The sequence below is a fragment of the Shewanella profunda genome (assembly GCF_023283765.1).
In the GTDB taxonomy this organism is placed as follows: Bacteria; Pseudomonadota; Gammaproteobacteria; order Enterobacterales; family Shewanellaceae; genus Shewanella; species Shewanella profunda.
The window spans coordinates 30,054-55,109 of sequence record NZ_JAKILG010000025.1; the positions used below are offsets into that span (position 1 = coordinate 30,054).

17 protein-coding genes are annotated in these 25,056 nt (G+C 44.1%); 10 read left to right on the forward strand and 7 right to left on the reverse strand.

The genetic code is table 11. The features are described from left to right. Positions 1 to 83: 83 nt before the first annotated feature. The gene (gene yfcC, locus L2744_RS12800; protein WP_376711949.1) at positions 84 to 1,637 is read right to left on the reverse strand and encodes a putative basic amino acid antiporter YfcC; all 1,554 of its coding nucleotides are present in this window, start codon (positions 1,635 to 1,637) and stop codon (positions 84 to 86) included. Positions 1,638 to 2,004: 367 nt separating this feature from the next. Between yfcC and L2744_RS12805 the strand changes: the two genes are divergently transcribed. Beyond that, positions 2,005 to 2,916, forward strand: a complete 912-nt coding sequence (locus tag L2744_RS12805; protein WP_248992270.1) for a LysR family transcriptional regulator — start codon at positions 2,005 to 2,007, stop codon at positions 2,914 to 2,916. A gap of 87 nt (positions 2,917 to 3,003) precedes the next feature. On the opposite strand, the gene focA is transcribed toward L2744_RS12805, so the two are convergent. Continuing rightward, positions 3,004 to 4,611 (reverse strand): formate transporter FocA, encoded by a 1,608-nt coding sequence (gene focA, locus L2744_RS12810; protein ID WP_248992271.1) that lies wholly within the window; start codon positions 4,609 to 4,611, stop codon positions 3,004 to 3,006. A gap of 919 nt (positions 4,612 to 5,530) precedes the next feature. On the opposite strand from focA, the gene L2744_RS12815 reads away from it, so the two are divergent. From L2744_RS12815 to pflA, 3 genes are all read left to right on the forward strand, one after another. Continuing rightward, positions 5,531 to 7,063 carry a DUF3360 family protein gene (locus L2744_RS12815; protein ID WP_248992272.1) on the forward strand — a complete coding sequence of 511 codons (1,533 nt, stop codon included), beginning with the start codon at positions 5,531 to 5,533 and terminating at the stop codon, positions 7,061 to 7,063. A gap of 641 nt (positions 7,064 to 7,704) precedes the next feature. After that, positions 7,705 to 9,987, forward strand: coding sequence for a formate C-acetyltransferase (pflB, locus tag L2744_RS12820; RefSeq protein WP_248992273.1), 2,283 nt, complete (start codon positions 7,705 to 7,707; stop codon positions 9,985 to 9,987). A 63-nt stretch (positions 9,988 to 10,050) separates the two neighbouring features. Then, complete coding sequence (pflA, locus tag L2744_RS12825) at positions 10,051 to 10,791, forward strand: pyruvate formate lyase 1-activating protein (RefSeq protein ID WP_248992274.1); 741 nt, start codon at positions 10,051 to 10,053, stop codon at positions 10,789 to 10,791. 44 nt (positions 10,792 to 10,835) lie between these two features. On the opposite strand, the gene yfbV is transcribed toward pflA, so the two are convergent. Beyond that, positions 10,836 to 11,279, reverse strand: coding sequence for a terminus macrodomain insulation protein YfbV (gene yfbV, locus L2744_RS12830; RefSeq protein WP_248992275.1), 444 nt, complete (start codon positions 11,277 to 11,279; stop codon positions 10,836 to 10,838). A 142-nt stretch (positions 11,280 to 11,421) separates the two neighbouring features. Here yfbV and ackA point away from each other — a divergent pair, with 142 nt between their 5' ends. The 3 genes from ackA to L2744_RS12845 all read left to right on the forward strand — a co-directional run bounded on the left by ackA (position 11,422) and on the right by L2744_RS12845 (position 15,812). Beyond that, positions 11,422 to 12,624 carry an acetate kinase gene (gene ackA, locus L2744_RS12835; protein WP_248992276.1) on the forward strand — a complete coding sequence of 401 codons (1,203 nt, stop codon included), beginning with the start codon at positions 11,422 to 11,424 and terminating at the stop codon, positions 12,622 to 12,624. Between the two features lie 118 nt (positions 12,625 to 12,742). Beyond that, positions 12,743 to 14,896, forward strand: a complete 2,154-nt coding sequence (gene pta / locus L2744_RS12840) for a phosphate acetyltransferase (RefSeq protein ID WP_248992277.1) — start codon at positions 12,743 to 12,745, stop codon at positions 14,894 to 14,896. A gap of 481 nt (positions 14,897 to 15,377) precedes the next feature. Then, positions 15,378 to 15,812: a nuclear transport factor 2 family protein gene (locus L2744_RS12845; RefSeq protein WP_248992278.1), complete on the forward strand. Its 435-nt coding sequence runs from the start codon at positions 15,378 to 15,380 to the stop codon at positions 15,810 to 15,812. Positions 15,813 to 16,327: 515 nt separating this feature from the next. Here the strand turns inward: L2744_RS12845 and L2744_RS12850 are convergent. After that, positions 16,328 to 17,242 carry a class I SAM-dependent methyltransferase gene (locus L2744_RS12850; RefSeq protein ID WP_248992279.1) on the reverse strand — a complete coding sequence of 305 codons (915 nt, stop codon included), beginning with the start codon at positions 17,240 to 17,242 and terminating at the stop codon, positions 16,328 to 16,330. A gap of 6 nt (positions 17,243 to 17,248) precedes the next feature. After that, complete coding sequence (locus L2744_RS12855) at positions 17,249 to 18,355, reverse strand: AI-2E family transporter (protein WP_248992280.1); 1,107 nt, start codon at positions 18,353 to 18,355, stop codon at positions 17,249 to 17,251. A gap of 97 nt (positions 18,356 to 18,452) precedes the next feature. Here L2744_RS12855 and folX point away from each other — a divergent pair, with 97 nt between their 5' ends. The 3 genes from folX (at position 18,453) to gltS (ending at position 21,574) form a co-directional block, all read left to right on the forward strand. Beyond that, positions 18,453 to 18,824 (forward strand): dihydroneopterin triphosphate 2'-epimerase, encoded by a 372-nt coding sequence (gene folX, locus L2744_RS12860; protein ID WP_248992281.1) that lies wholly within the window; start codon positions 18,453 to 18,455, stop codon positions 18,822 to 18,824. Between the two features lie 94 nt (positions 18,825 to 18,918). After that, positions 18,919 to 19,812 (forward strand): TIGR01777 family oxidoreductase, encoded by an 894-nt coding sequence (locus tag L2744_RS12865; RefSeq protein ID WP_248992282.1) that lies wholly within the window; start codon positions 18,919 to 18,921, stop codon positions 19,810 to 19,812. 538 nt (positions 19,813 to 20,350) lie between these two features. Then, positions 20,351 to 21,574 (forward strand): sodium/glutamate symporter, encoded by a 1,224-nt coding sequence (gltS, locus tag L2744_RS12870; protein WP_248992283.1) that lies wholly within the window; start codon positions 20,351 to 20,353, stop codon positions 21,572 to 21,574. A gap of 72 nt (positions 21,575 to 21,646) precedes the next feature. Here gltS and lepB read toward each other — a convergent pair whose 3' ends face one another. Next, positions 21,647 to 22,309 carry a signal peptidase I gene (gene lepB, locus L2744_RS12875; protein ID WP_248992293.1) on the reverse strand — a complete coding sequence of 221 codons (663 nt, stop codon included), beginning with the start codon at positions 22,307 to 22,309 and terminating at the stop codon, positions 21,647 to 21,649. Positions 22,310 to 22,559: 250 nt separating this feature from the next. Beyond that, a complete protein-coding gene (locus L2744_RS12880; protein ID WP_248992284.1) occupies positions 22,560 to 25,055 on the reverse strand; it encodes an ABC transporter permease in 2,496 nt (831 codons plus the stop codon). Position 25,056 lies beyond the last annotated feature (1 nt).

The following is a 25,056-nucleotide window of genomic DNA, read 5'->3' on the forward strand; positions in this document are numbered from 1 at the left end:
TTTTTTTATCCCTTTAAAATAGCTATATTTAATAACATAGCATCCTCTATTAGGGTTCAGATTCAGATTAACTAAAGCCTAAACTAGCTAAAACCTAAATAGTGGGCACCAACAACCAGCACGCTCGATATCAACATCAAAAACAGCATAAAACGCCATATAAACTTAAGCCAATTGCCCCAATCAACTCGGCATACCCCAAGCGTAGCCATTAATGATGCAGAAGTAGGTACAATAATATTGGTGAGCCCATCACCCAGTTGGAACGCCAACACAGCCACTTGTCGAGTCACACCTACAATATCCGATAACGGAGCCATCAGCGGCATAGTCAATGCTGCCTGACCTGAGCCTGAAGTCACAAAAAAATTAAATACCGATTGAAATAACAGCATAAACCATGCAGATAAAGCATCGGGTAAATGCCCTATTACGCCACCGGCACTGCTTAATATGGTATTTAGCACGCTCGGCTGTGTCGGTTCACCACCACCTAACAACAGTAATATGCCTGATGCGCAACCAACAAGCAGAGCGGGCTCCAACATAGTTTTAGCTCCCTCTTTAAAACTCAGTGCCACCTTATTTAACGTCATACCATTGAGTTTAAAAAGAGTACCAATAATGCCAGCCACTATCCCCATGGTAAAAAATTGACTCGCAATTTCAGGGATAAACCAAGCTTTGGCAACCACGCCCCAAATAACCCAGATCATAGTCAACACTAGCGTGAGTAAAATTAAGCCATCTGCGAGATTAAAACGGCTCTCAAGTTTTGCATTGGCGTGATGCTCACGAAAGAATTCATCAGACTGATAACTATGGGATAAGGTAGGATTTTGCTGAATGCGATGGGCATAGCGCATGGTAAAAACAATACCAAATAAGGTAAACCCAACCCACATGGGAAAACGAAAGTCACTGCCTGATAATACCGGAATACCCGCGATACCTTGGGCAATTGCGACACTAAAGGGATTCATCCACGAGCTGGCGAAACCAATCTGGGTAGCGACGTAAGTTACCATCACTGTGGTAATACCGTCATAACCTAAACGTATCATCAGCGGGCAGATAATAATGGCAAAGGCAATCGCCTCTTCTCCCATGCCAAACACCGCGCCACCCAAGGAAAACAAGGTAAATATCACGGGAATAAACAGTTTCTCATTACCGCGAGTTTTATCGATTAATCGCAAAATGCCGTTATCAATCGTACCTGTTGCCATTACCACGCCAAAGGAGCCACCAATCACTAACATAAACATGATAACGCCAATCGCACTACCCCATTTAGAACCTGAGGTTAAGCCTTCGAAGGCAAAATTAAAAAATCCTACGCCACCTTCTCCCCTAAATAAGGCAACAGGTTGTAATTGGGGCTCGCCTATATCATCGAATTGATATGCAAAAGAGTTGGGATCAACCACGGTGCGCGCCTTTTGCACTCCATCTGCAAGATAATGCACCTCCTGGGTTTGGAATGAACCAATGGGGATGAGGTACGTGAGCAAACCTGCAATTAAAGCGACAAAGAAGATAATCACTAAAGTATCGGGCATAACAAATTTACCCGACAGGGGTGTTGATGGAAAGGCATCGACAGTCTTGGTTGACTCAGTAGGGGGATTTGTCATAAGTGCGCCATTTTTATCGTGAATTTAAAGGCCGCACTATAAACCAATGGGAGTAAAATCAGTACATAATATCAATAACACCCCACAACCCCCCGCTATTCAACTTGCTTTGCGAACTTCCTAACCACAGACTCAAAGCCACACTAGTGAGTCACCACAGAACGGCGAATATTTTGTATCCATTTGATAACAAAATGGCTTTACACCACAGTTAAGCATAAAGAGTGAAGCACCTCTAAAAACCACACTGTTAATTTTAACTTTACTTGTGAGCAACTCGACACGGCTCTAAAATCATTTCCGTCAATCCATCAATAAAATTGATACTTTCCACTCCCCCATTTTTCAGCTAGGAGCAAATTAACACATGAAGTACTCACTCAAGCAAATTGCCGTTTTCGATGCTGTTGCCAGCCTTGAAAGTGTGAGTGCCGCAGCCAGAAAACTTTCCATGACACAGTCTGCAGTCAGTATGTCCCTCGGCCAACTTGAAAATCTACTCGGCCGTCCTCTCTTTATACGTCAGGGAAATAGGCTCACATTAAGTCATTGGGGAAATTGGTTACGTCCTAAAGCAAGGCGCCTATTACAAGATGCCCAACAAATTGAATTAGGCCTACATGAACAGCACTTGATCAGTGGTCGATTTAAACTTTGTTCTAGTCAGACTGCTGCCGAGCATCTTCTACCAGAACTCATCAGCAAGATTGATACGGATTTTCCAGAGCTGCGAATTGAACTGATGGTAGAAAACACCGACCATGTCGTTGACGGTTTACTTAACTATGAATTTGATTTAGGGATCATCGAAGGGCGTAACGATGATATTCGTCTTCATCAAGAACAATGGCTAGACGACCATTTAGTCGTTATTGCCTCACCCCACCACCCCTATGCCCGTTACGAAAGCACCAGCCTATCGCAACTTGAACAGGCCAAATGGGTACTCAGAGAACAAGGTGCTGGTACAAGGCGGATTTTTGATGGTGCCATTCATGGTGTTATCGAAAAATTAAACGTCTGGAAAGAGTATGAACACGTTCCTTTGCTAAAGGCTTTGGTAAAAAATGGGCCCTATTTAAGCAGCCTGCCTTTCTTGGATGTTGAGAAGGACGTTGCTAATGGTGAACTGGTTATTCTGTCGACGCCACAACTCAATATGAAACGACATTTATCATTTATTTGGCGTACAGACTCTGGGGAAAACCCATTAAGAGACTGTGTCATTACTGAAGCAAGGCGCTTAAGTCGCCACAGGCAAGTTCTGGTTAAACGCTAATATCTTTTTTTTTGAAGCATCTATAAAGCAAAAATCCCGAAACAACCTTGGTTGTCTCGGGATAAGATTGATAGCTGTCAGTGGTTTTTAATCGTAGAAGGCACCACAAACCACTTTGGCGATCTCATCTCGAGTAATCATCCCGCATAACTTACCTTGCTCAATAACCGGAAAAGCACTCGGCTTAGTGGCGTAAGCATGGCGCAAACGCTCTTCGTAACTTTGATAGGTACTCGCAATCATCAGTCCGCTATCCGTTACAGGAAACAACTTTTGACGATCGACAACCATTAACTCAATTAATGCATCGAGTGGATCCTTGGGAGAAACGGTTAATACCTCGGTTTGCATTAAATCAGCCACTTTATCGGGCACACCGCGAGTAAACTCCTGCGCCCAGAGGCTGCGCAATAAGTCCTGTTGTGAGATAAAACCAACTAATACTTGTTTATCATCTACAACGGGGGCGGAGCGCACATTTGCATCACTTAGCAGCTTTAAACCCGCATAGACAGATTGGTCGGCACTCAGTGTTACTGGATGTTGATCCATTACATCACTCACGAACATTTTAGGAATAGGTTTTGAAACCAGTTTGGCATTTAACATAGTAGGTTGATCTCCAGCAGAAGTAGAATAAATATAAGGTTCGGGAACAATGGATGGCACAAGCTCATTAGCAAGTGTCTCATCCGTAGGCATGTCTTTGTTTAATAAAGAAGAAGTTGTCAACACATTGACTAGGGTTAATGTTGGGGTATGACGCTCAATACTGGATTGATGCGAAGGTTTGGCTTGCTCAATCCACCAATAACCGAGTCCAACAAACATCCCACCGCCAACAATATTGCCGAGTGTTACTGGGATAAGATTCTTGATGACAAAATGGCTAAGGGTTAAATCACTGAATTGCGCAGCATCTATACCAATAGACGTAAAAAATGCTTGATCAGCAAAGATGTGAATTGCAATGCCTAAGGGCACCATAAACAGATTAGCTATGCTGTGCTCAAAACCACTGCTCACAAACATTGCCACCGGCAACATAAGTAAAATCGCTTTAGTTAAAGCATCTCGGCTAGCAAAGGTCATCCATACCCCTAAGCACACCAACATGTTACAAAGGATCCCTAAGCTAAATGCCTGAAACCAGCCATGATGTAATTTATGCTGAGCGATCGTTAAGGCATTCATCCCCCAACGTCCCCCATCAAGTAGATACATACGGGCAGACATGATCAGTAACAACATCACCATTGCACCGAGTAAATTACCTAGGTAGACCCGCACCCAGCACATAACAAGTTGTTTAGTGGTCACTTTCTTTTGTGCCCAAGCAACAGAGCTCAGCACGGTACTCGTGAATAGTTCGCCGCCACAGATCACCACCAACATCAAACCTAAGCTAAAGGCTAACCCTCCAGCTAAGCGTACAAGTCCCCAAGGACTTCCCGCCGCACCAGTTGTCACTGTGATATAAAATACAAAAGCTAAGGCAATAAAGGCGCCTGCAAATGCGGCCAAACCAAATGATTGCCAAGCAGATTTAACCACCTTGCTCTGCCCATAATGTTCAGCGTATTCATAAAGGCTCGGCTTATCAGGTTGAGTCTTTTCAATGTGGGGATAGGATCGCGTTGGCGAGCTGAGATGAGGCTGTTCCCTCATGCGAGCATCGTACTGTGATGCTTTCATCTCATTTAATCCCAACGCTAAATGTTTTCGAGCCAAATAGAGTCAACAACATAAATTTCTCCAGTAATTTCATTGCTCTGTGAATAGTGCAATCAAACAATAACCTGAATAGCCACTCAATAAAATTTGATAATAATGATATGAACAATCATTAAATTTGATACACAAGATCAGTACCTGGCAGAATGTTAAGATTTAAAAATTATTTAACAACCAACCTTATTTATTGTTTTATATGGAATAATTTAAGCAGATATGATTTCGCGCTATCAATTAGCACGACGTCCCAAGAAGTAGATACCCAGCCAGTGATAACTTTTACTCAAACCATCACTTCATCAAGTACCCAATTTCCCGATGGAGTAGGCCATCATCAGTCAACTTGATGAACTAAACGCCCTCTTTTAGCACGAGGAAGAAAACTCCAATAACGGGCTTAACTTCACATTTATTTAAAGACAGTTGCGGATGTACTGCACATTCACGACTTATTTATCGATCCAATTCAAATTTTCACTCCATTTCGCAGTGTAACAACACAAAATCGCAGGCAAACGTGATCAATAGGTAACGCAATATGCATGCCTAAGCGTCAATTTTTATCGTTCACCCACCTAAGTTGTTAAGTGCCTCCCAAATCCCTAAAACAGGTGTTTCAGATTTATTGATACCTAGTGATGACATTAACGACCTATGTTAATATCTGACAGGTAAATTGGTCTGACCAATTTAACCATAAGGAACACGACAGAATGTGGACAAAATTATGGGGTGAACAATTTGTCTACATCGACGACTAAAAAAAGTGACTATTCTTAGCTTGCCAATCTACAAGCAAGAGTCGTTGCCAAAATCATGGAACACGCTCGGTTGTCATCAAATGATGAATCACAATGTTCTTTTCGGAGAATGAGAAACTATGTCTGAAACAGTCAATAAAGAAGAAAGGGAAACCTCAGAGCGGACTTATAGAGAACTGCACCGTCCAGCGTCTCAGTTTGTCACTCGTGAAGCGTATTTGGAGCATGAACTTAAAATCATGAAACCAAGACGCTGGGGATTAAATTTACCGGGTCGCGACTTTCGTTTCGAGTGGGAGGACTTAGTCCCCGCATTAGCTGGAACAATTGGGATTACCGTGATGTATTCAGCGGTGATGGCAGCATGGGCAGCAGGCTTAACTGAACGGTGGGAACATATCAATTTAGGGGCAGAGTTTGCGATCCAAGTTGTCCGTGTTGAAATGCTTATCCCCGCCCTACTCTTCTGTATCATTAGCTCCGGTTTTATCAATCCTCGCGCTAACTTAGGTGGTAACCATGGCCCAATGATCCCCTTAATTGGAGCGATCGCCTTAGCGGGGGCGCACCCACTGGCGCTGGCTATCCTTATTGGGATATTTGGTTTAATTCTCAGTTATTTCAAGGGGGGATCGCGGCTCGTTAACCTAACAAGTAGCGGCGTTGCGGGGGGATTACTCGTCTTCCTCGGTTTTATGGGTGCCAAGAGCCAAATTGGATCACTCTTTGAATGGGCTGGCGGTTTACAGGCCAAACATAGCTTAGATTATTCACTCGGTTATGTGGCTTTTGCTATCTTGCTGATCAATGTGATTTTATATGCTTACCTCGCTAAAGTGGGTAAACGCTGGCTAGCCATTCCGCTATGCTCTATCACTGCCATAGCCTTAGCCTTTGGGTTAGGAGCTGGCCTTGATCTGAAATTTGTCACAGAGCCAGGGATCCCTAACCTAAACCCAGTCTATTGGTGGGGCTCTACTGAGCATGGATGGCAACTAGGTTTACCTAATACTGCACACTTCATCGCTTCATTACCCTTTGCCATCTTAGCTGTTGCTATGTGGTCGCCCGATTTCTTAGGACACCGTATTTTCCAAGAGCTTAATTACCCTAAAGGCGCTGAAAAAGTGTTAATGGATGTCGATGACACTATGACAACCTGCTCACTACGCCAAATTGTAGGCACTGCGGTAGGGGGCGGTAACGTTACGTCGTCTTGGGGAACTTATATGATCCCTGCGGCCATCGCGAAACGTCCTATTCCAGCAGGCGCTATTTTGCTCGGTAGCCTTTGTATCATTGTAGCGATTATTGGTTATCCAATGGATGTGACCGTATGGCGCCCAGTGATGTCGATAGCACTCTTGGTAGGTGTGTTCTTACCACTGCTTGAAGCTGGCTTACAAATGGTGAAAGACAATTTAAGTAGCCAAGCCGCGGGGATTTGTATTTTTGCCTCTTTTGTTGCAAACCCTGTGCTTGCTTGGGCCTTAACTATGCTCCTTGATAACAATGGTCTTATTGGTGATAAGGAACGTCCAAAAACCTTGTCATTTGCAGACCGAGTGATCATTCCTGGCCTAGCATTTGTCATTTGTCTTGCCGCCATGTTAGCGGTTGGCATGATTGAAGGTATCCCAGCACTACTTTAATAACGTTGTTTAGCGCAAGCCAATAATGTGTTGGTTTGCGCTAATGATAGAAGCTATTTATTTCACTGATATATAGCCAATATGATTGATTTTTAAAACATTTATGTATCAATCCCATTGCCTATGTACCATTGGTCCTATAATGGACGGCCAAGTAAGCACTTTTGTACCTAAAGCTCAGTAGCGTCTGAATCCCAATATCAAAGTTTTTGTATTGTTGAACGAGGCTGGTTTTAACTGAATTAGGTATATGACTAATCGATGAGATGCAAACGTTAATTTACGGTAAAAATGCTATATGGGTAGCAATTTTGGAATTAACTCAAGGCAAACTAAACTGATTTAAGTGCGATAGTAGGTTAGCTATGGTAGTATGAATCTGGTTAATTGGTCTTACCAATTATAATGAGGAATTATCGATAACCGAACTAGCGAATATTTGCCATCTTATCGGGTATCAATAGACAGACTTTTGAAGTACCAGCTTTTATAAAGCAACAGGTATTTTAAAGATCAGTTCCCATCATAGGGCGTCATCATGAAGGGAACTTTATATCAGGAATTAGCTATTGGCTTATAGTCAGCATTGCTCAGCGCTGATCGCCAATAACCTTTAATCTCAACCAAAAGGTATTAGTACGATGACCGACAAAACTGAACTGTTTGCCAGCGCCTGGGAAGGTTTCACTCCTGGTGATTGGAAATCTGAAGTCAATGTACGTGACTTTATCCAACAAAACTATACTCCCTATGAAGGCGACGAATCATTCCTAGCCGGTGCCACCGAAGCGACCACAACACTGTGGGACAAAGTGATGGAAGGCATTAAACAGGAAAACCGTACCCACGCTCCTGTTGATTTCGATACTAAGATGGTCTCTACCATCACCTCCCACGATGCGGGTTATATCAACAAAGATTTAGAAACTATCGTTGGCTTACAAACAGATGCACCATTAAAACGTGCAATGTTGCCTAACGGTGGTATTCGTATGGTGGAAAGCTCATGCGCCGCCTACGATCGAGTACTGGATGAAGACGTAAAATACGTCTATTCAGAACTGCGTAAAACTCATAACCAAGGCGTGTTTGATGTTTACACTCCAGAAATTATGGCCTGCCGTAAATCGGGGATTTTAACGGGTTTACCAGATGCTTATGGCCGTGGTCGTATCATCGGTGACTATCGCCGCGTTGCGCTTTACGGTATCGATTACCTAATGAAAGATAAATTTGCCCAATTTAGCTCACTGCAAGCGCAGTTTGAAGCTGGCGAAGATTTATCAAATGTTATTCTGCTACGTGAAGAAATTGCTGAGCAACACCGTGCACTAGGCCAAATGAAGAAAATGGCCGCTAAGTATGGTTTCGACATTTCTAGCCCAGCTAAAAATGCTCGCGAAGCGATTCAATGGACTTACTTTGGCTACTTAGCCGCAGTGAAGAGCCAAAATGGTGCGGCTATGTCGTTAGGTCGTACTTCATCATTCCTCGATGTTTATATCGAACGCGATCTGAAAAATGGCACCTTAACTGAGCTACAAGCTCAGGAAATGATTGACCATTTCGTGATGAAACTGCGTATGGTACGTTTCCTACGTACCCCTGAATACGATGAACTGTTCTCTGGCGACCCAATTTGGGCAACAGAATCCATTGGTGGTATGAGTTTAGATGGCCGCACACTAGTCACTAAATCAAGCTTCCGTTTCTTGAATACCCTTTACACTATGGGGCCAAGTCCAGAGCCAAACATCACAGTATTATGGTCAGATAAACTGCCTCTCGGTTTCAAAAAATACTGTGCAAAAGTGTCTATCGACACTAGCTCTATCCAATACGAAAACGATGACTTAATGCGTCCTGATTTCCAATCTGACGATTATGCTATCGCCTGTTGCGTGAGCCCAATGGTTGTGGGTAAACACATGCAGTTCTTCGGTGCCCGCGCTAACTTGGCAAAAACCATGTTATATGCGATCAACGGTGGTATTGATGAAAAACTGAAAATTCAAATTGCCCCTAAAGCAGACATGATCACTGACGAAGTGCTCAACTTTGATGATGTGATGAATCGTCTTGACGGCTTAATGGATTGGTTAGCAACCCAATATGTCACTTCATTGAACGCTATCCACTTTATGCACGACAAGTACTCCTATGAAGCTGCGCTAATGGCACTGCACGACCGTGATGTACGTCGTACTATGGCTTGTGGTATTGCAGGTTTGTCTATCGCAGCCGATTCACTGTCTGCCATTAAATACGCCACAGTTAAACCAGTTCGTGATGAAAATGGTATTGCGGTTGATTTTGACATCAGTGGTGACTATCCAAAATTTGGTAACAACGACCCACGTGTTGATGATATCGCTTGTGACTTAGTTGAACGTTTTATGGCGAAAATTCGCGACCGTAAAATGTATCGCAATGCGATCCCAACTCAGTCAATTCTCACCATCACCTCTAACGTGGTTTATGGTAAGAAAACCGGTAACACACCAGATGGTCGTCGTTCAGGTGCACCATTTGCTCCGGGTGCAAACCCAATGCATGGCCGTGACGAAAAAGGCGCAATTGCCTCATTAACCTCAGTGGCTAAACTGCCTTTCGCCCACGCTCAAGACGGTATTTCTTATACCTTCTCAATCGTGCCAAATGCGTTAGGTAAAGATGATGATGCCCGCCGTGCCAACTTAGCAGCATTGATGGACGGATATTTCGACCACAATGACAAAAAAGAAGGTGGCCAACACTTAAACGTCAACGTGATGAATCGTGAAATGCTCGAAGACGCAGTGGTTAACCCTGACAAATATCCACAACTGACCATTCGTGTTTCTGGCTATGCAGTACGCTTTAATTCACTGACACCAGAGCAACAGCAAGACGTGATCACACGTACTTTCACTAAAGGTCTGTAAGCTAAATAAGTAAAGGCTGTAGTACAATGTGCTACAGCCTCACTTATTTTATCAGGAGTCACAATGGCAGTTATCGGTCGGATCCACTCAGTGGAATCCTTTGGCACAGTAGATGGTCCTGGCATACGGTTTATCGCTTTTATGCAAGGCTGTTTAATGCGCTGCCAATATTGCCATAACCGTGACACTTGGGATCTTGATGGCGGCAAAGAAGTTCAGGTCGATGAGTTAATGGGCCAAATCATCAGCTATCGACCTTTCCTTGATGCCAGTAATGGTGGTGTCACTGCAAGTGGTGGTGAAGCCATTTTACAGGCCGAATTCGTCGCTGAATTGTTTAAAGCCTGTAAGAAAGAAGGCGTTCATACCTGTTTAGATACCAATGGTTTTGTACGTAAGTACACACCAGTAATTGATGAGTTACTCGACCACACTGACTTGGTCCTGCTCGATATCAAACAGATGAATGATGATAAACATATTGAACTCACCAAAGTCAGTAACCACAGAACACTGCAATTTGCCGAGTATTTGGCGAAACGCAATCAAGCGACATGGATACGTTATGTCGTAGTGGGCGGATTTACAGACGATGAAGCATCGGCATTACAACTGGCCGAGTTTATCAAACCCATGAAAAATGTTGAAAAAGTAGAATTACTGCCTTACCACGAATTAGGTAAGCATAAGTGGGAAGCCATGGGTGAAAGCTATCAACTCGATGGCGTGTCCCCCCCGAGTCGCGAAACCATGGAAAAGATTAAAGCGGTATTTGTCCAGCAAGGCATTAACGCAGTTTATTAGTCGACCAAGCAGCGATTGAAAACGGATTAAGACGAAGTAAAAAGCTAGAGTTCTTCCCAATAACTGGCATCTAAGCGCTCAAAGGCTATTTTTAAGATAACAGCCATATCGAGATAACAAGCCTTAGCGCCTAAGGTATGGCACTGAATGCCCATGGAAGACAGCTTAGCACTTAACTGGTTACTCCAGTCAAAGAGCGATAAAGGTAACGGATGGCGAGCCCGCCAACCTAACCACAATAAGCCCTGCACTGGCAGGCTAATAAAAAATAAAGCGATAGTGACAGCTTGTGGCAAAAATGCCCAACCATAAATATATAGCTGGCTCATACTCGCGAAAACCGCCAAGACGGGCATCACCAGAATGGCAAGCTGAGTCGCACGCACAACCCGATACTCAGGAAAAAACAAACCCAGTTGTCTAACCATAGGCCACGTCTTCATATAACGGCGACCGTCCCCTAAGGTTTTGAGAATATTGATGCTCAATTTTAGACACCTACAACAATGAAACACTGCTTTTACCATAGCATAATCTGGTGCTTTGCCCCAAGACTGTTACGGTAAATACACGGTAGTTTCTATAGTTTTTTGAATCGTTATATTAAACACAATGGCAGAAGGTTTACACATGTCTAATAAACTGGTTTTAGTACTCAATTGCGGTAGCTCTTCACTCAAATTTGCCGTCATTGACGCGCAAACAGGTGACGATCAGATCTCTGGCCTAGCCGAGTGTTTTGGCTTAGAAGATTCTCGTATCAAATGGAAAATCAACGGCGAAAAACAGGAAGCGGCCTTAGGTGCATTTACCGCTCACCGTGAAGCAGTTGAATTCATTGTTAATAAAATCCTTGCGGGCCAGCCTGAGTTAGCGGCGCAGATCCAAGCTGTCGGCCATCGTATCGTACATGGCGGTGAGAAATTCACTCGCTCAGTTATCATCGATGACAGCGTGATCGCAGGTATTGAAGATTGTGCATCCCTCGCACCACTGCATAACCCAGCTCACCTTATTGGCATTAGAGCTGCGATGGCTTCATTCCCTAAACTGCCTCAAGTTGCTGTGTTTGATACCGCTTTCCACCAAAGCATGCCTGATCGCGCCTACGTATATGCCCTGCCTTATAAGTTGTACCGTGAACACGGTATTCGTCGTTATGGCATGCATGGCACTAGCCATTTATTTGTTAGCCGTGAAGCGGCAAAAATGCTCAATAAGCCACTTGCTGAAACCAATGTGATCTGCGCACATTTAGGTAATGGTGCTTCTGTGACCGCAGTTAAAGGTGGCAAAAGTGTCGATACCTCAATGGGATTAACCCCATTAGAAGGTTTAGTTATGGGCACACGCTGTGGCGATATCGACCCATCAATTATCTACCACTTAGTTCATCAATTAGGTTACACCTTAGAAGAAGTGAATAACCTAATGAACAAACAAAGTGGCTTACTGGGTATCTCTGAGCTAACTAACGATTGCCGTGGTATCGAAGAAGGTTATGCTGACGGCCATAAAGGCGCGACATTGGCATTGGAAATTTTTTGCTATCGCTTAGCCAAGTACATCGCCTCTTACACTGTACCGCTCGGCCGCTTAGATGCCATAGTCTTTACTGGTGGTATTGGTGAGAACTCTAATTTAATCCGCGAAAAAGTGCTTAACCTGTTGGAAATCTTTAATTTCCATGTCGATAGCGAACGTAACAAAGCGGCTCGCTTCGGTAAAAAGGGCATTATCACCCAAGATAACAGCACGATAGCTATGGTGATCCCAACTAACGAAGAATGGGTTATCGCCGAAGATTCAATTAAACTTATCAGCAAAGAATAAGATGACCTAAGCCGTTTGCTCACCCAAACGGCTTTATTGTTAAAGACTTACAGCTAACACATTCACAAGCAAACTCGCAGAATCTATCTGCCAAAAACCATCGAACTTAGAGGTTTTTATGTCCCGAAATATTATGTTAATCCCCATAGGCACAGGCGTTGGCCTGACCTCCTTAAGCCTTGGGATGGTTCGAGCATTGGAACGTCATGGGGTTAAAGTTCAATTCTTTAAGCCTATTTCTCAACTTCGTCCCAACGATAATGGCCCCGAACGCTCAACCACCATTTTAAGCAAGTCACCTACGGTAAATCCCTTAGAACCCTTCGACATGGCGCATGCAGAAGCCTTAATTCGAGCGGATCAAATCGATGTACTAATGGAGCAAATCATTGCCCGTACAGCGGAATGCGCCAGCAATACTGAAACACTTATCGTCGAAGGTTTAGTGCCCACCCGTAGCCATCCTTTCGCGGGCGATGTTAACTACGCCATTGCTAAAGCCATGGATGCCGATGTTATTTTCATCGCCACTCCAGGTAGTGATACACCAACAGGCCTAATGAATCGTCTCGAAATTGCCTATAACTCTTGGGGCGGTAACAAGAATAAACGATTAATTGGCGCAGTGATCAACAAGATTGGCGCCCCAGTAGATGACGAAGGGCGCGCCCGTCCAGACTTATCTGAAGTATTTGATCATCAAGGTGTTCAACGCTCAGATGCTGCCAGCATGTTCCAACTGCCCGGTAAGAGCCCACTGCGTATTTTAGGTAGTGTGCCGTACAATCTTGATCTGGTGGCTCCACGCGCCTCAGATCTCGCTAAGCATCTACGTGCTCGCATTATCAATGCGGGTGAAATGCACACTCGCCGCCTACGTAAAGTGACTTTCTGTGCGCGCAGCATCCCAAATATGGTTAACCATATTAAGACTGACTCGTTACTCGTCACCTCTGGCGATCGCTCAGATGTCATCGTATCGGCCTGTCTTGCAGCCATGAATGGCGTTAAAATTGGTGCCCTGCTTCTGACGGGTAGCTATGAGCCAGAGCCAGAAATTCTCAAGTTATGTGAGCAAGCATTTGAAACAGGCTTACCCGTATTCTTAATTGATACTAATACGTGGCAAACCTCGCTCAATATCCAACGGTTTGACCATGAAGTGCCAGTTGATGATGCGGTGCGTATTGATTTAGTTCAAGATTACGTGGCAAGCCATATTGATCAAACCTGGATTGAAAGCGTCACTAAAAACTCTCCACGAGAGCACCGCCTATCGCCACCAGCCTTCCGCTACAAGTTAACAGAACTGGCGCGCGCGGCCCATAAAACCGTGGTTTTACCAGAAGGTGATGAGCCTCGGACGATTAAAGCGGCAGCCATTTGTGCTGAGCGCGGTATCGCACGCTGTGTACTCTTAGGTAAAAAAGAAGAAATTCTGCGTATTGCGGCGCAGCAAGGTGTGGTGCTGGGTGAAGGCGTAGTTATCATCGATCCAGAAGAAGTGCGCGATCGTTACGTTGAACCTATGTTAGATCTACGTCGCAGCAAGGGCTTAACTGAAGTCGTTGCTAAAGAGCAATTAGAAGACAACATGGTGCTTGGCACTATGATGCTGGCTCAAAACGAAGTCGATGGTATTGTTTCTGGCGCGGTTAACACCACAGCCAATACCATTCGTCCACCGTTGCAACTGATTAAAACAGCACCGGGTTCAAGCTTAGTGTCATCCATCTTCTTTATGTTGATGCCAGACCAAGTCCTGGTCTACGGTGACTGCGCCATTAACCCAGATCCGAATGCCGAACAACTGGCTGACATTGCGATTCAATCAGCCGAATCTGCAAAAGCCTTTGGTATCGAACCAAGAGTGGCGATGATCAGCTACTCAACAGGTACCTCTGGCACAGGTTCAGATGTGGATAAAGTGCGCGAAGCAACTCGTATCGCTAAAGAAAAGCGTCCAGATCTGATCATTGATGGTCCTTTGCAGTACGATGCGGCAGTGATGCCAAACGTAGCCCGCTCTAAGGCACCTGATAGCCCTGTCGCGGGTCAAGCTACCGTATTTGTATTCCCAGATCTCAATACCGGTAATACCACTTACAAAGCTGTACAGCGAAGCGCCGATCTGATCAGTATTGGCCCTATGTTGCAAGGTATGCGTAAGCCAGTAAACGACTTATCTCGCGGCGCCTTGGTTGATGATATTGTCTACACTATCGCGTTGACAGCTATTCAAGCCTCACAAAACGATGCGGCCAAACGCTAACATCGTTAAATGTGGTTAAATTATAACCATAAAAAGCACTGGTCGATCCCAGTGCTTTTTTTTGACAATATTTTGGGTAAATGCGCCGTTATTGACTAACCGTTCAGCGGTATAAAAAACCAAAAGAACATTAGAAAACGATGGAAAGTACTAATGAAATTGCATTAAGCCATGTGAATAGCGTGAGTCACTCGAAGAAAATATCCACAAGAAAATAGGAGTTCTAACGACCAACTGATTATCGTCACTTTTTAACCAGCAGATAAAGAAAGACGATATCAGTGACTTACAAAGTATCACTTAAGTCTTCAACATAGTTTTCCACAGATTCTGTGGATAACCTTTTAGGTTATCTTTAACTATATGCCACAGTCATTGCCGAACAGTCAACTCATTTTCTGACATTACTCAAGTTATTACAAAACTTGAACATTGGCACTAAAATCGCGATACTCGAAACAAATTCAGATAACTAAATCCTATGCGAACTCTATTCTTCATCTGTGTATTATTTCTATTTGGTTGTGGCGATCCTGCAACTAAAGATCAGCCAGTCTTAACGCCGGAGGAAGTTAGTTTAGGCTTTTTTAAAGCCATTTATGTCGAGCGCGATGTGGAAAAGGCCAAGCAGTTCGTCAATGAGCCACTGAAAGAAGTGCTGAGCCACTACTACATCGCCAGCGCAGTGCAGCGCAATATGCTCAGTCTTTCCATGACCAACGTTGAAATGGAAATTGATGATATTGATATCGACTTTTTTCGCAAATTTACCAAAGACGTTCTCGTCGTGATCAAGATGAAGGGACTTAAAGCGGGGCAACCTTGGATTGACGATAGAACCATCCGTCTACATAAAATTGGCAATAAGTGGATTATTGTTGAGATCATGCCAGAAAAACGCAAAGTGAATGGCTAGGTTACCTTGTATTGGGAATTTAGCCCAACTAACGTCTGATATATAAAAATAGCAACCCTAGGGTTGCTATTATTTGTTTGCTTTGTTACTTCCGACTCATCAGTATCCGTTAGCGTTTTAGGCTGGGATCACTTCTTCTTCGCTTTCAGCAGGTAAAGACGTCAGTACATCGTCTTTTACTTGATAGTAAGCATTTTCGTATTCATGAACTTCCATAACAACTCCTGCTTGATTTTGTAAGGTCACAAAGGCATGTCCTTCTACGCTGACATTTTGCCCATGAGGAAAGGGATTTCCTTGGGCAGGAGTATAACAAACACCAAAGTCGAGTTACAGAAAACTTTCAGTTTTGTTTTATTATCATGACAAATCTATACAGAAAAATGCTTTAAAAGCTATAAAAATGAATTATCACCTGAAAGACTTTCACCTTAGAGCCATATTTTCATTAAGTCGAATGTGTACAGAATATGGTGCTTAAAACGCTATACTATGGCCTGAATATGAATTGACTATCACTTAGTATTCAATCGATAACGTAATACTTTTAGGGACTTTTCTTGCGACACATCTTTAAATGCTGCCGGATTAGCTAATCGCTCAACATATTCCAATGTTGGCGCAGCTTCAGCAACCTGTTGGCGCAGGAAAGCGGTATCCAGTTCAGGGGCATTTAAACAGAGTAATACTTCACCATGCTCAGTAAGTAACTCAGGTAAATGTCGAATAAGACGAATATAATCCTTAGTCGCAACAAAACTACCCTTCTGGTTACTTGGAGGATCTGCAACTATGATCCCGTAGGGACCCAGTTTTTTCAGTTTGCCCCAAGACTTAAAAATATCATGGCCTAAAAAACGTGCTCCAGCGGTAAAACCATTGAGCAAATGGTTTTGTTTACCAATCGCAAGAGCCCCTTTACTCATATCCATATTAACGACTTCATCTGCGCCGCCCTGCAACGCAGCAACAGAGAATCCACAGGTATAGGCAAATAAATTAAGTACCTTTTTATGGCGTGCATTTGCCCTAACCCAGTCACGGCCATTAGCCATATCGAGAAAAAGTCCATGGTTTTGACCGCGCATTAAGTGCACCTGAAATCGTGCACCATTTTCGGTGACAATATGCGGTTCAGGAATTTCGCCCTCAAGCAACTGAGTAAACGTCTCCCCCGCACGACGGAATTGATACACAAGATTCAGCGGACTTGCAGGATGCCATTCTTGCCAGCGCGCTGCGATAGCTTGCTGGCAAATCGCTAACTCCGTATCTTCGAGGGGAATAAAACTGGTTAACAATAATACGGGTGCAAACCAATCTAAACAAATGTGCTCAGAGCCAGCATAATGTCCACCTCGGCCATGGAATAACCGCACCGCATCATTACCTAGCTCTATCCTTGCTAGGGCTTGTATAAAACTTTGCATTATCTACTACTTCTTTTCTGTTGAACTCGTGTCAGCCTGATGACCAACAGGCTCAGATATCACGGTACTTGCCGCGAATCTATTGTCTACATCGTCAGATAATAAAATCGCCAACCAGCCTCCACTTTTGCTCGATTCAAGGGCAATTTTAACAACCATAGTCAAAGGAACTGAGAGCAACATCCCTACAGAGCCAAGTAACCAGCCCCAGAAGATTAACGATAGAAACACCACTAATGTGGAAAGCCCAAGGCCGCGTCCCATAAACTTAGGTTCGATCACATTGCCCATTACCATATTGGCGCCAATATACAATAACGCTGTACCACCCGCTGCTGTAGGACCAAGTTGAATAAAGGCTAATAGCACAGCAGGAATGGCAGCAATAATGGAACCAATATTAGGAATGTAATTGAATAAAAAGGCGATTACAGCCCATAGAAGCGCATAATCCACACCGATAACGGTTAAGCCAATACCAACAATAATACCCGTCGCTAGACTCACTAAGGTCTTTAAGACCATATACTGGTTAACCGAATGTAAGAAACGATCAATTTGCTGCAAGCGCATATCAGGATCATCCAGCGCTAAATGCAATTTTTTCGGTAATGACTGAGCCTCAAACAACATAAACACTATGGTTAGGACAATCAGGAACAAATTCGCCATCACATTACCTACACCAGACAACATATTGGTTGTCATCGATAGGGCCATACCTGGGTCAAAATAGGCTAACACTTGATCTTGTGAAATCTGAATATTCAGTGCCTGTAATTTATGAAGAATCCAAGAAAACTGTTCCACTAGCTGATCACGGTACTGGGGAAGTTGTTTGGAAAACTCGTTTATAGAGCTCCCCACCACGGAAGCTAACCAAAGTCCCATTAAGACAATAAAACACATCAAAAGAATGATGGCTAACCACTTCGGCACCCGATATTTTGTCATTAACCCGATGGCCGGATTACAGATCATCGCAATAAAGGTGGATAACACAAAAGGCACTACAATCGGGCTCGCCGCCTTTATCCCTGCCAAAATAATCACTACAAAGGCCATCACGGCAAAACCCCGATAGGCTGCTGAAGGCGCATTAGGTCGCGTCATTTATTAAAAATCCTTCTTGATCTTAGATAAAATTGTTAGGCTATCGTGACAAAAGTATCAATCTCAATCACCTAAGCCTTAATAGTAAGTTGTCATTATGAAACCAGAAATCGCGATTATACGCATTAAAAACTTAAGACTTCGCACTTTTATTGGCATTAAAGAAGATGAAATTCAGAATCGTCAGGATGTGATCGTAAACGTGGTGATCCACTACTGCGCTGAACGTGCCCGTAATAGTGATAATGTAGATGATGCACTCAATTACCGCACCATTACCAAAAAGATTATTGAATTGATAGAAAACGATCGTTTCTCATTGCTCGAAAATCTGACAAGCCAAACCTTAGCCATAGCGAGTGAACACCCTTGGGTGGAATTTGCCAGTGTTGAAATCGACAAACCCCATGCACTGCGCTTTGCCGATTCAGTGTCGATGGAGCTTTGTTATCAAAAATCCGCTAAGTAGCAATAACCGTAAAGTGATCCCTGCACGCCCGTTTTCGTATATTTGTTGAGTTGGGAAATTCAACCAATGAGTTCCACACACTTAAGGAAATACCATGAAAATACTCATCACTGGCGCAAGTGGTTTTATTGGTCGCCAGTTGGTTGCACTTTTAGCGCCTATGCATCAACTTACCTTGTTAACCCGCTCCCCAGAACAAGCGCGTAAAATATTAGGTACTGAACATCAATACCTAGCAAGTTTGGACCAAGTAGATGATTTAAATGCCATTGATGCAGTAGTGAATTTAGCAGGAGAACCAATAGTCGCAAAACGCTGGAGTAAAGCCCAAAAGCAACTCATATGCAGCAGCCGCTGGAATACTACAGCCAAATTGAGCCAACTAATCCAACAGAGTAACAATCCACCAAGTGTTATGGTGAGCGGTTCTGCTATTGGTTTTTATGGTCGGCAAAGTGAGCAACTATTAAATGAAAATAGCACTCCCCATGTCGAATTCAGCCATGAAATCTGCAAAACCTGGGAGCAATTAGCGCTGAGTGCTGCATCGGAACATACCCGAGTCTGTATCATTCGAATTGGTATCGTACTCGGGCAAGGCGGCGCACTAGAAAAGATGCTTCCTCCGTTTAAACTTGGGCTCGGTGGCCCTATTGGTCATGGCCGCCAAGGTATGAGTTGGATACACGTGAAAGACCTTATCTCTCTCATCGAATATTTACTCTCCACTGAGCAGTGCCAGGGCCTATTTAATGCCACCGCACCTAACCCAGTAAGTAATGCCGAATTTGCTAAAACATTAGGTAAGGCCCTTAATCGACCAGCGATGATCACAACGCCACCACTTGCATTACGTTTAGCCATGGGAGAAATGTCCGAACTACTTACTGAAGGCCAATTTGTTTACCCTAAACGCGCACTTGAGGCAGGGTTTAAGTTTCAGTACACAGATCTCGAACCTGCATTGATGGATATTGTTGCTCGCTAAGTCAGAATGAGTAGTAAAGCGATCAATTTAGAATAGGTTTTGCTAAAGATTTAAAAGTAATCTGGTTATAAATCAATGAAAAAACTGATTAACCGATCCTAGTGATGCATCTTGATTCTGTTCTTTTTGTACAAAACATTTTCAATACATTTATGCAACAACATGATTTGTAAGATGATTTGACGACAAATAAGACTTTTTCTGTTAAACTCGCCATCATTCGGTCATAAAAAGCCTTCATTCGAAAGCTGAGCATTGACCTTAGCAAAACCTGCACTGCCCCTTAGTCGTCAGTGATTTGCCCTCAGTAACGCTCCATTTGGGCAAAGCTGTTCTGTAAAACCAATACAGTTCATTTGTGCTTACTCATCCTTCTCCATCATTAGGGGATTGACCAAGATCTGCCCTTAAGATCGAGCGCTTAACACCCAGCATTAGCAGGTACTTATACCAATCATATTAATAACGAGATGGGTTATCTCTCATGGGCACTGTGCTCAATGACACACCCACACTAAAACAGTTGTAAGGAATTCTCATGCACACGACTTATACGATTGGCGAGCTAGAATCATTTTTAGTTGCTATCTTCGTGCTGTTTATCGGCCACTCTATCAATCGCCATATACGTGTTTTTAGACAATATAATATTCCTGAACCCATAGTGGGTGGGCTCATTGTTGCCGCAGTTATTGCATGTTTACACGTTCAAAATATCAGTCTTAACTTCAGTTTATCGATGCAAGATACCTTAATGCTGATGTTCTTCAGCACTATCGGTCTTTCGGCAAATTACAAACTGTTACTCAGTGGTGGTAAAAAAGTCTTCATTTTTTTAGGTGTCGCTTCACTGTATATCGTAATCCAAAATGCCGTCGGCGTCAGTTTAGCCAGCCTATTAGGGCTCGATCCCATTATGGGACTTATCGCAGGTTCTATTACGCTATCGGGTGGTCATGGAACTGGCGTCGCTTGGTCACAAACCTTTGCGGAAAACTATGGCATCAATACGTTAGAGTTTGCCATGGCTGCCGCAACGTTTGGCTTAGTGATGGGTGGTATTATTGGTGGGCCAGTGGCACAACGATTGATTGGCAAGCATAATCTTGTCTCTCGCTATGGTATTGGTCGTAAGCACCATGTAGATCACCCACACTTAGTCACATACGATCAATTAGAAGAAGATCATGTCACTGCAAAAACCATTCTCGAAACCCTTTTTGTGCTCTTATTATGTGTTGCAGGTGCAAAATGGATTACAGTTTGGGTTGGCCTATCTGGCATGACTTGGTTAAAAATGCCCGACTTTGTTTATGCCCTATTCTTAGGTGTCAGCATCGCCAATATTACCGAACTCACCCGCGGCTACAAACCCCACACAGAGAGTATCGACGTGATTGGCACTGTCGCACTATCACTGTTCCTCTCGATGGCGTTGATAAATTTAAAACTCTGGGAAATTTTTGATTTAGCTATCCCACTGCTGGTGATTTTATTGGTGCAAACTGCAGTACTGGCGCTCTTCGCCTATTTCGTCACATTCAAAGTGATGGGCAGTAACTACGATGCGGCGGTGATCACCGGAGGTCACTGCGGCTTTGGTATGGGCGCAACGCCAACGGCGGTAATGAATATGGGAGCATTGGTTTCACGCACAGGGCCTTCACCCCAAGCCTTTATGGTAGTACCTATTGTTGGCGCCTTCTTTATCGATATCGTGAACTTGATTGTCCTGCAGGGCTATCTTAGTTTCATGAAGTAGTCATTTATAACTCAAGTACTTATAAATAGGGCGCCGAATTAGGCGCCCTATTTTATCTCTATATCGCTAAGGTTAGAATTCGCGCATTAATCGTTCGGGTCGAGGTAAATAATGGTCATCATAATCAAGGGAGAAAACCACTGAGCTTGAACGGCCGACAATCTCATCGCGTGGCACAAAACCGATGACCCGAGAGTCAGCGCTGTTATCTCGATTATCACCCAGCGCCAAATAATGCGCATCCGGCACAGTCACAGGTCCAAAATTGGCAAGCCCTGAGGGAACGGGATTAAGGCGAATACTGTGGGCAATGCCGAGTAAATCCTCCTGCATTTCAGTCACATCAGCAGGAGCATAAGGACTCAATGCTTGGGATGTGTAAGCAAGAGGTTCGCCATTTAAATACAAGCGATTATCCCGCATCATGACAGTATCCCCCGGCACGGCTATCACCCGCTTAATCAGCTTTTTATCGGCCTTTTTTGAGTCGAAAACCACAATATCACCGCGCGCTGGATCAGCAAGTTTGACTAAGGCGATATGTGTAAATGGCACCCTAAGATCGTAGGCCATCTTATTTACCAGAATGCGATCTCCCTCGACGATAGTCGGCAACATAGAGCCTGATGGCACTGTATTCCAATCGGCCACAGCGCTCCTAAACACCAGCATCAAGCTGATGAACAACAAAAAAGAGCGGTTATCCTTAAGCAGTTTTCTTATTCCTTTGAACATCATTTTTCCCTCTGTATGCATTTATTAGGCGGGCTCAGACAATGTCAGTTATCAACTTCATTAAGACAAGCTAGCACCTATTCCTAGTTAAATAGACTCATTGAGTTGCACTAAGTTCTCATCCAATAAAGCACAACAAAAAAATACTGAGCTTATGCAGCATCAGTACTTTTTATTTTTGACTCAGCCTGTTTGTTTAATAAGCTTAAATGCTAACTCGTTTTAGTTTTAACCCGTCGACATCGAGCTACTAGCTGCCAGCCTTTAATAACTCAGAGCAGGATTGATTAAGTAATTGACGGCAACGCCAAACCCCAAGCAAGGCAACCAGCAAAGCACCGGAAACGGGGGCGATTGCCCACCAAGGCCAATGCATATAGACATTAAGTTCAAACACTTGAGTTTTTAGTAGATAGAGTGCAAATTCGGCTACTATCACAGCTAACACACCCGCAATACCGCCCAGTAAAGCAAACTCTAAGCCAGTCGCACTGCGCAATAACCAACCCGAAGCACCAAAAGTACGTAGCACCGCAAGTTCACGCTGCCGCGTAGCCATTCCCGCTTCAGTCTGGGCAATCAACACTAAACCACTGGCGAGCAGCACCAACACCAGCACTAAGGTTAACGACAATGACACTTGCTCTATGATCTGCCGCAACTGTCCTACCATAGCACCCACATCTATGATGGAAACCGTCGGAAATTGCTGAATAAGCGCCAAAATCACCGCATCCTTAGGTGAACTATCCGCATTCGTCGCCTGATCATCAGGACCTTTTTCATCTAGAAAGAAGCTCGCCATCGAGGTATAAGCAAAAGGTGCGAGGGCTTCTTGGGTAAAGATCATAAAGAAGTTAGGTTGCAGTGTTTCCCAATGTACGGAGCGAATACTAGCAACCTTTACTGTAAGTTCTTTATTATCGATGACATAGGTCAGCTTATCGCCAAGGCTAAGGCCTAATCGCTCCGCCACCCCAGACTCTACCGACACTTCATCTGCGGCTTGATTAAACTGGCCCTCAATTAATTCATTATTGGCGGGCAGTGCATTACGCCACGTCAGGTTTAGCTCGCGTGAAATGCCTATTCGGCCCTTTTCTCCCGCTTCTCGCTGTTCATTCGAAATCAAGCTTTCACCGTTGATTTTGGTTAGACGTCCACGGATCACCGGATAAATATCCGTCGCAGTAATGCCATTTGCCGACATAAAATCATGTAAAGGCTTAGCATCATCGGGGGCAATATTGACTAAAAAGTAGTTAGGTGCATTTTCGGGTAGCTGTTTTTGCCATTCATTAAGTAAATCTTGTCTGAGTGCCAAAATCGTCAATAACAACACAAGTGCAGCGCTAAAACCGACCAATTGCACCGCATTTTGCCGTGCACGACGTCTTAGTCCTGCGAGCGCCAATTGTAAGGGATTGGTCGTTTTCATGCCTATGCTGTGACCTGCGCGTATCATCACAAACCCAAGCACACTTAACAGCACGCCAAGCAATAACACGGCTGCGACCACAGTCAGGGTCAAAGGCCAACTTTGGGAATACAAATACCCCAGTAATGCCATCGCCCCTAAACTCAATAACAGATGCAACCACATGCCAAGTTGCAGGCCTTCTAACTGACGCTGTAGCACCCGTAGTGGCGGAATCGCCAGTAACCGCATCAAAGGGTAGGCTGAAAACATAAAAGCGCTGATAAGCCCTGTGGTTATCCCGAGCAATAATGGCCGAGTCAGTGGCGGCGAATAAGCGGCAATTTCTGGTGGCAATAGATAACTAATCCCAAAATCCAGTAATCCACCACCGATAAGACCTAAGCCTATCCCCAATAAAGTCACAAGCAATAAGTGCATACCAAACAGCAGACGAATTTGTTTCGCCGAGGCGCCAAAGGTTTTTAACATGGCTACCACATCGTAATGGCGCTGGCAATAACGTTGGGCGGCAATACCTATCGCGGCACAAGCTAGCGCGATTCCCATTAAACTGGCTAACAGCAAGAAACGCTCTGCTCGCTTGACGGCTCCAGCAATAGGCGAATCGCCAGATTGCACATCGACCCAGCGTTGAGTGCTATTCAAAAGCGGTTTGGCACTTTGCTCAAAGGCGCTTAATGCGGACTCATCTCCAGCAAATTGATACAAATACGTGACGCGGCTCCCCGGTTGAATAACGCCCGTTTTTGCCACATCTTCCATTCGCATCAAAACAATGGGTGATGAGGCGAAGGGATTAAAGCCTGCGTCGGGCAAACGGCTGATCTCGTTGCTGAGCACAAACTCACTGTTACCTAACTCTATGGATTTGGGATAATCCAAAAGCCCACCTAAGCGAGTCTCAAACCAGATTTCGTCCGCTTGAGGCAGTTCTTTCGTCTTACCGCTGGTCAGCTCAATCTCGCCCTTAAGTGGATAACCTAATTCCACAGCGCGCACTGTGACTAACTGAAATTTATCTCCCGAATAAACCATAGAGTTAAACTGCATATTAGTCACATGCTTAAGCCCAAGTTCTTCGGCTTTAGCTAAAATAGTGGGGTCAATTATTACAGGTGAATCGATAATACGATCGGCAGCGATAAACGCTGACGCCTCACCGTTGATCGCCACTTGCAAGCGCTCGCTCACCCGCGCTAAACCACTCACAGACAATACTGCGAGAGTGATAGCGAGGATAATCAGTAACAATTGCCCTTGCTGTAACTCACGTTTAAATAGGCGCCATGCCAGACTTAACTCCATA

Bases quoted from the DNA above. Each gene is read 5' to 3' on its own strand.
- focA (WP_248992271.1), bottom strand. From the start codon at position 4,611: ATGAAAGCATCACAGTACGATGCTCGCATGAGGGAACAGCCTCATCTC.
- ackA (WP_248992276.1), top strand. From the start codon at position 11,422: ATGTCTAATAAACTGGTTTTAGTACTCAATTGCGGTAGCTCTTCACTC.
- L2744_RS12880 (WP_248992284.1), bottom strand. From the start codon at position 25,055: ATGGAGTTAAGTCTGGCATGGCGCCTATTTAAACGTGAGTTACAGCAA.
- L2744_RS12865 (WP_248992282.1), top strand. From the start codon at position 18,919: ATGAAAATACTCATCACTGGCGCAAGTGGTTTTATTGGTCGCCAGTTG.
- folX (WP_248992281.1), top strand. From the start codon at position 18,453: ATGAAACCAGAAATCGCGATTATACGCATTAAAAACTTAAGACTTCGC.
- pflA (WP_248992274.1), top strand. From the start codon at position 10,051: ATGGCAGTTATCGGTCGGATCCACTCAGTGGAATCCTTTGGCACAGTA.
- L2744_RS12815 (WP_248992272.1), top strand. From the start codon at position 5,531: ATGTCTGAAACAGTCAATAAAGAAGAAAGGGAAACCTCAGAGCGGACT.
- pta (WP_248992277.1), top strand. From the start codon at position 12,743: ATGTCCCGAAATATTATGTTAATCCCCATAGGCACAGGCGTTGGCCTG.
- gltS (WP_248992283.1), top strand. From the start codon at position 20,351: ATGCACACGACTTATACGATTGGCGAGCTAGAATCATTTTTAGTTGCT.
- L2744_RS12845 (WP_248992278.1), top strand. From the start codon at position 15,378: ATGCGAACTCTATTCTTCATCTGTGTATTATTTCTATTTGGTTGTGGC.
- pflB (WP_248992273.1), top strand. From the start codon at position 7,705: ATGACCGACAAAACTGAACTGTTTGCCAGCGCCTGGGAAGGTTTCACT.
- yfcC (WP_376711949.1), bottom strand. From the start codon at position 1,637: ATGACAAATCCCCCTACTGAGTCAACCAAGACTGTCGATGCCTTTCCA.
- L2744_RS12850 (WP_248992279.1), bottom strand. From the start codon at position 17,242: ATGCAAAGTTTTATACAAGCCCTAGCAAGGATAGAGCTAGGTAATGAT.
- L2744_RS12855 (WP_248992280.1), bottom strand. From the start codon at position 18,355: ATGACGCGACCTAATGCGCCTTCAGCAGCCTATCGGGGTTTTGCCGTG.
- L2744_RS12805 (WP_248992270.1), top strand. From the start codon at position 2,005: ATGAAGTACTCACTCAAGCAAATTGCCGTTTTCGATGCTGTTGCCAGC.
- lepB (WP_248992293.1), bottom strand. From the start codon at position 22,309: ATGTTCAAAGGAATAAGAAAACTGCTTAAGGATAACCGCTCTTTTTTG.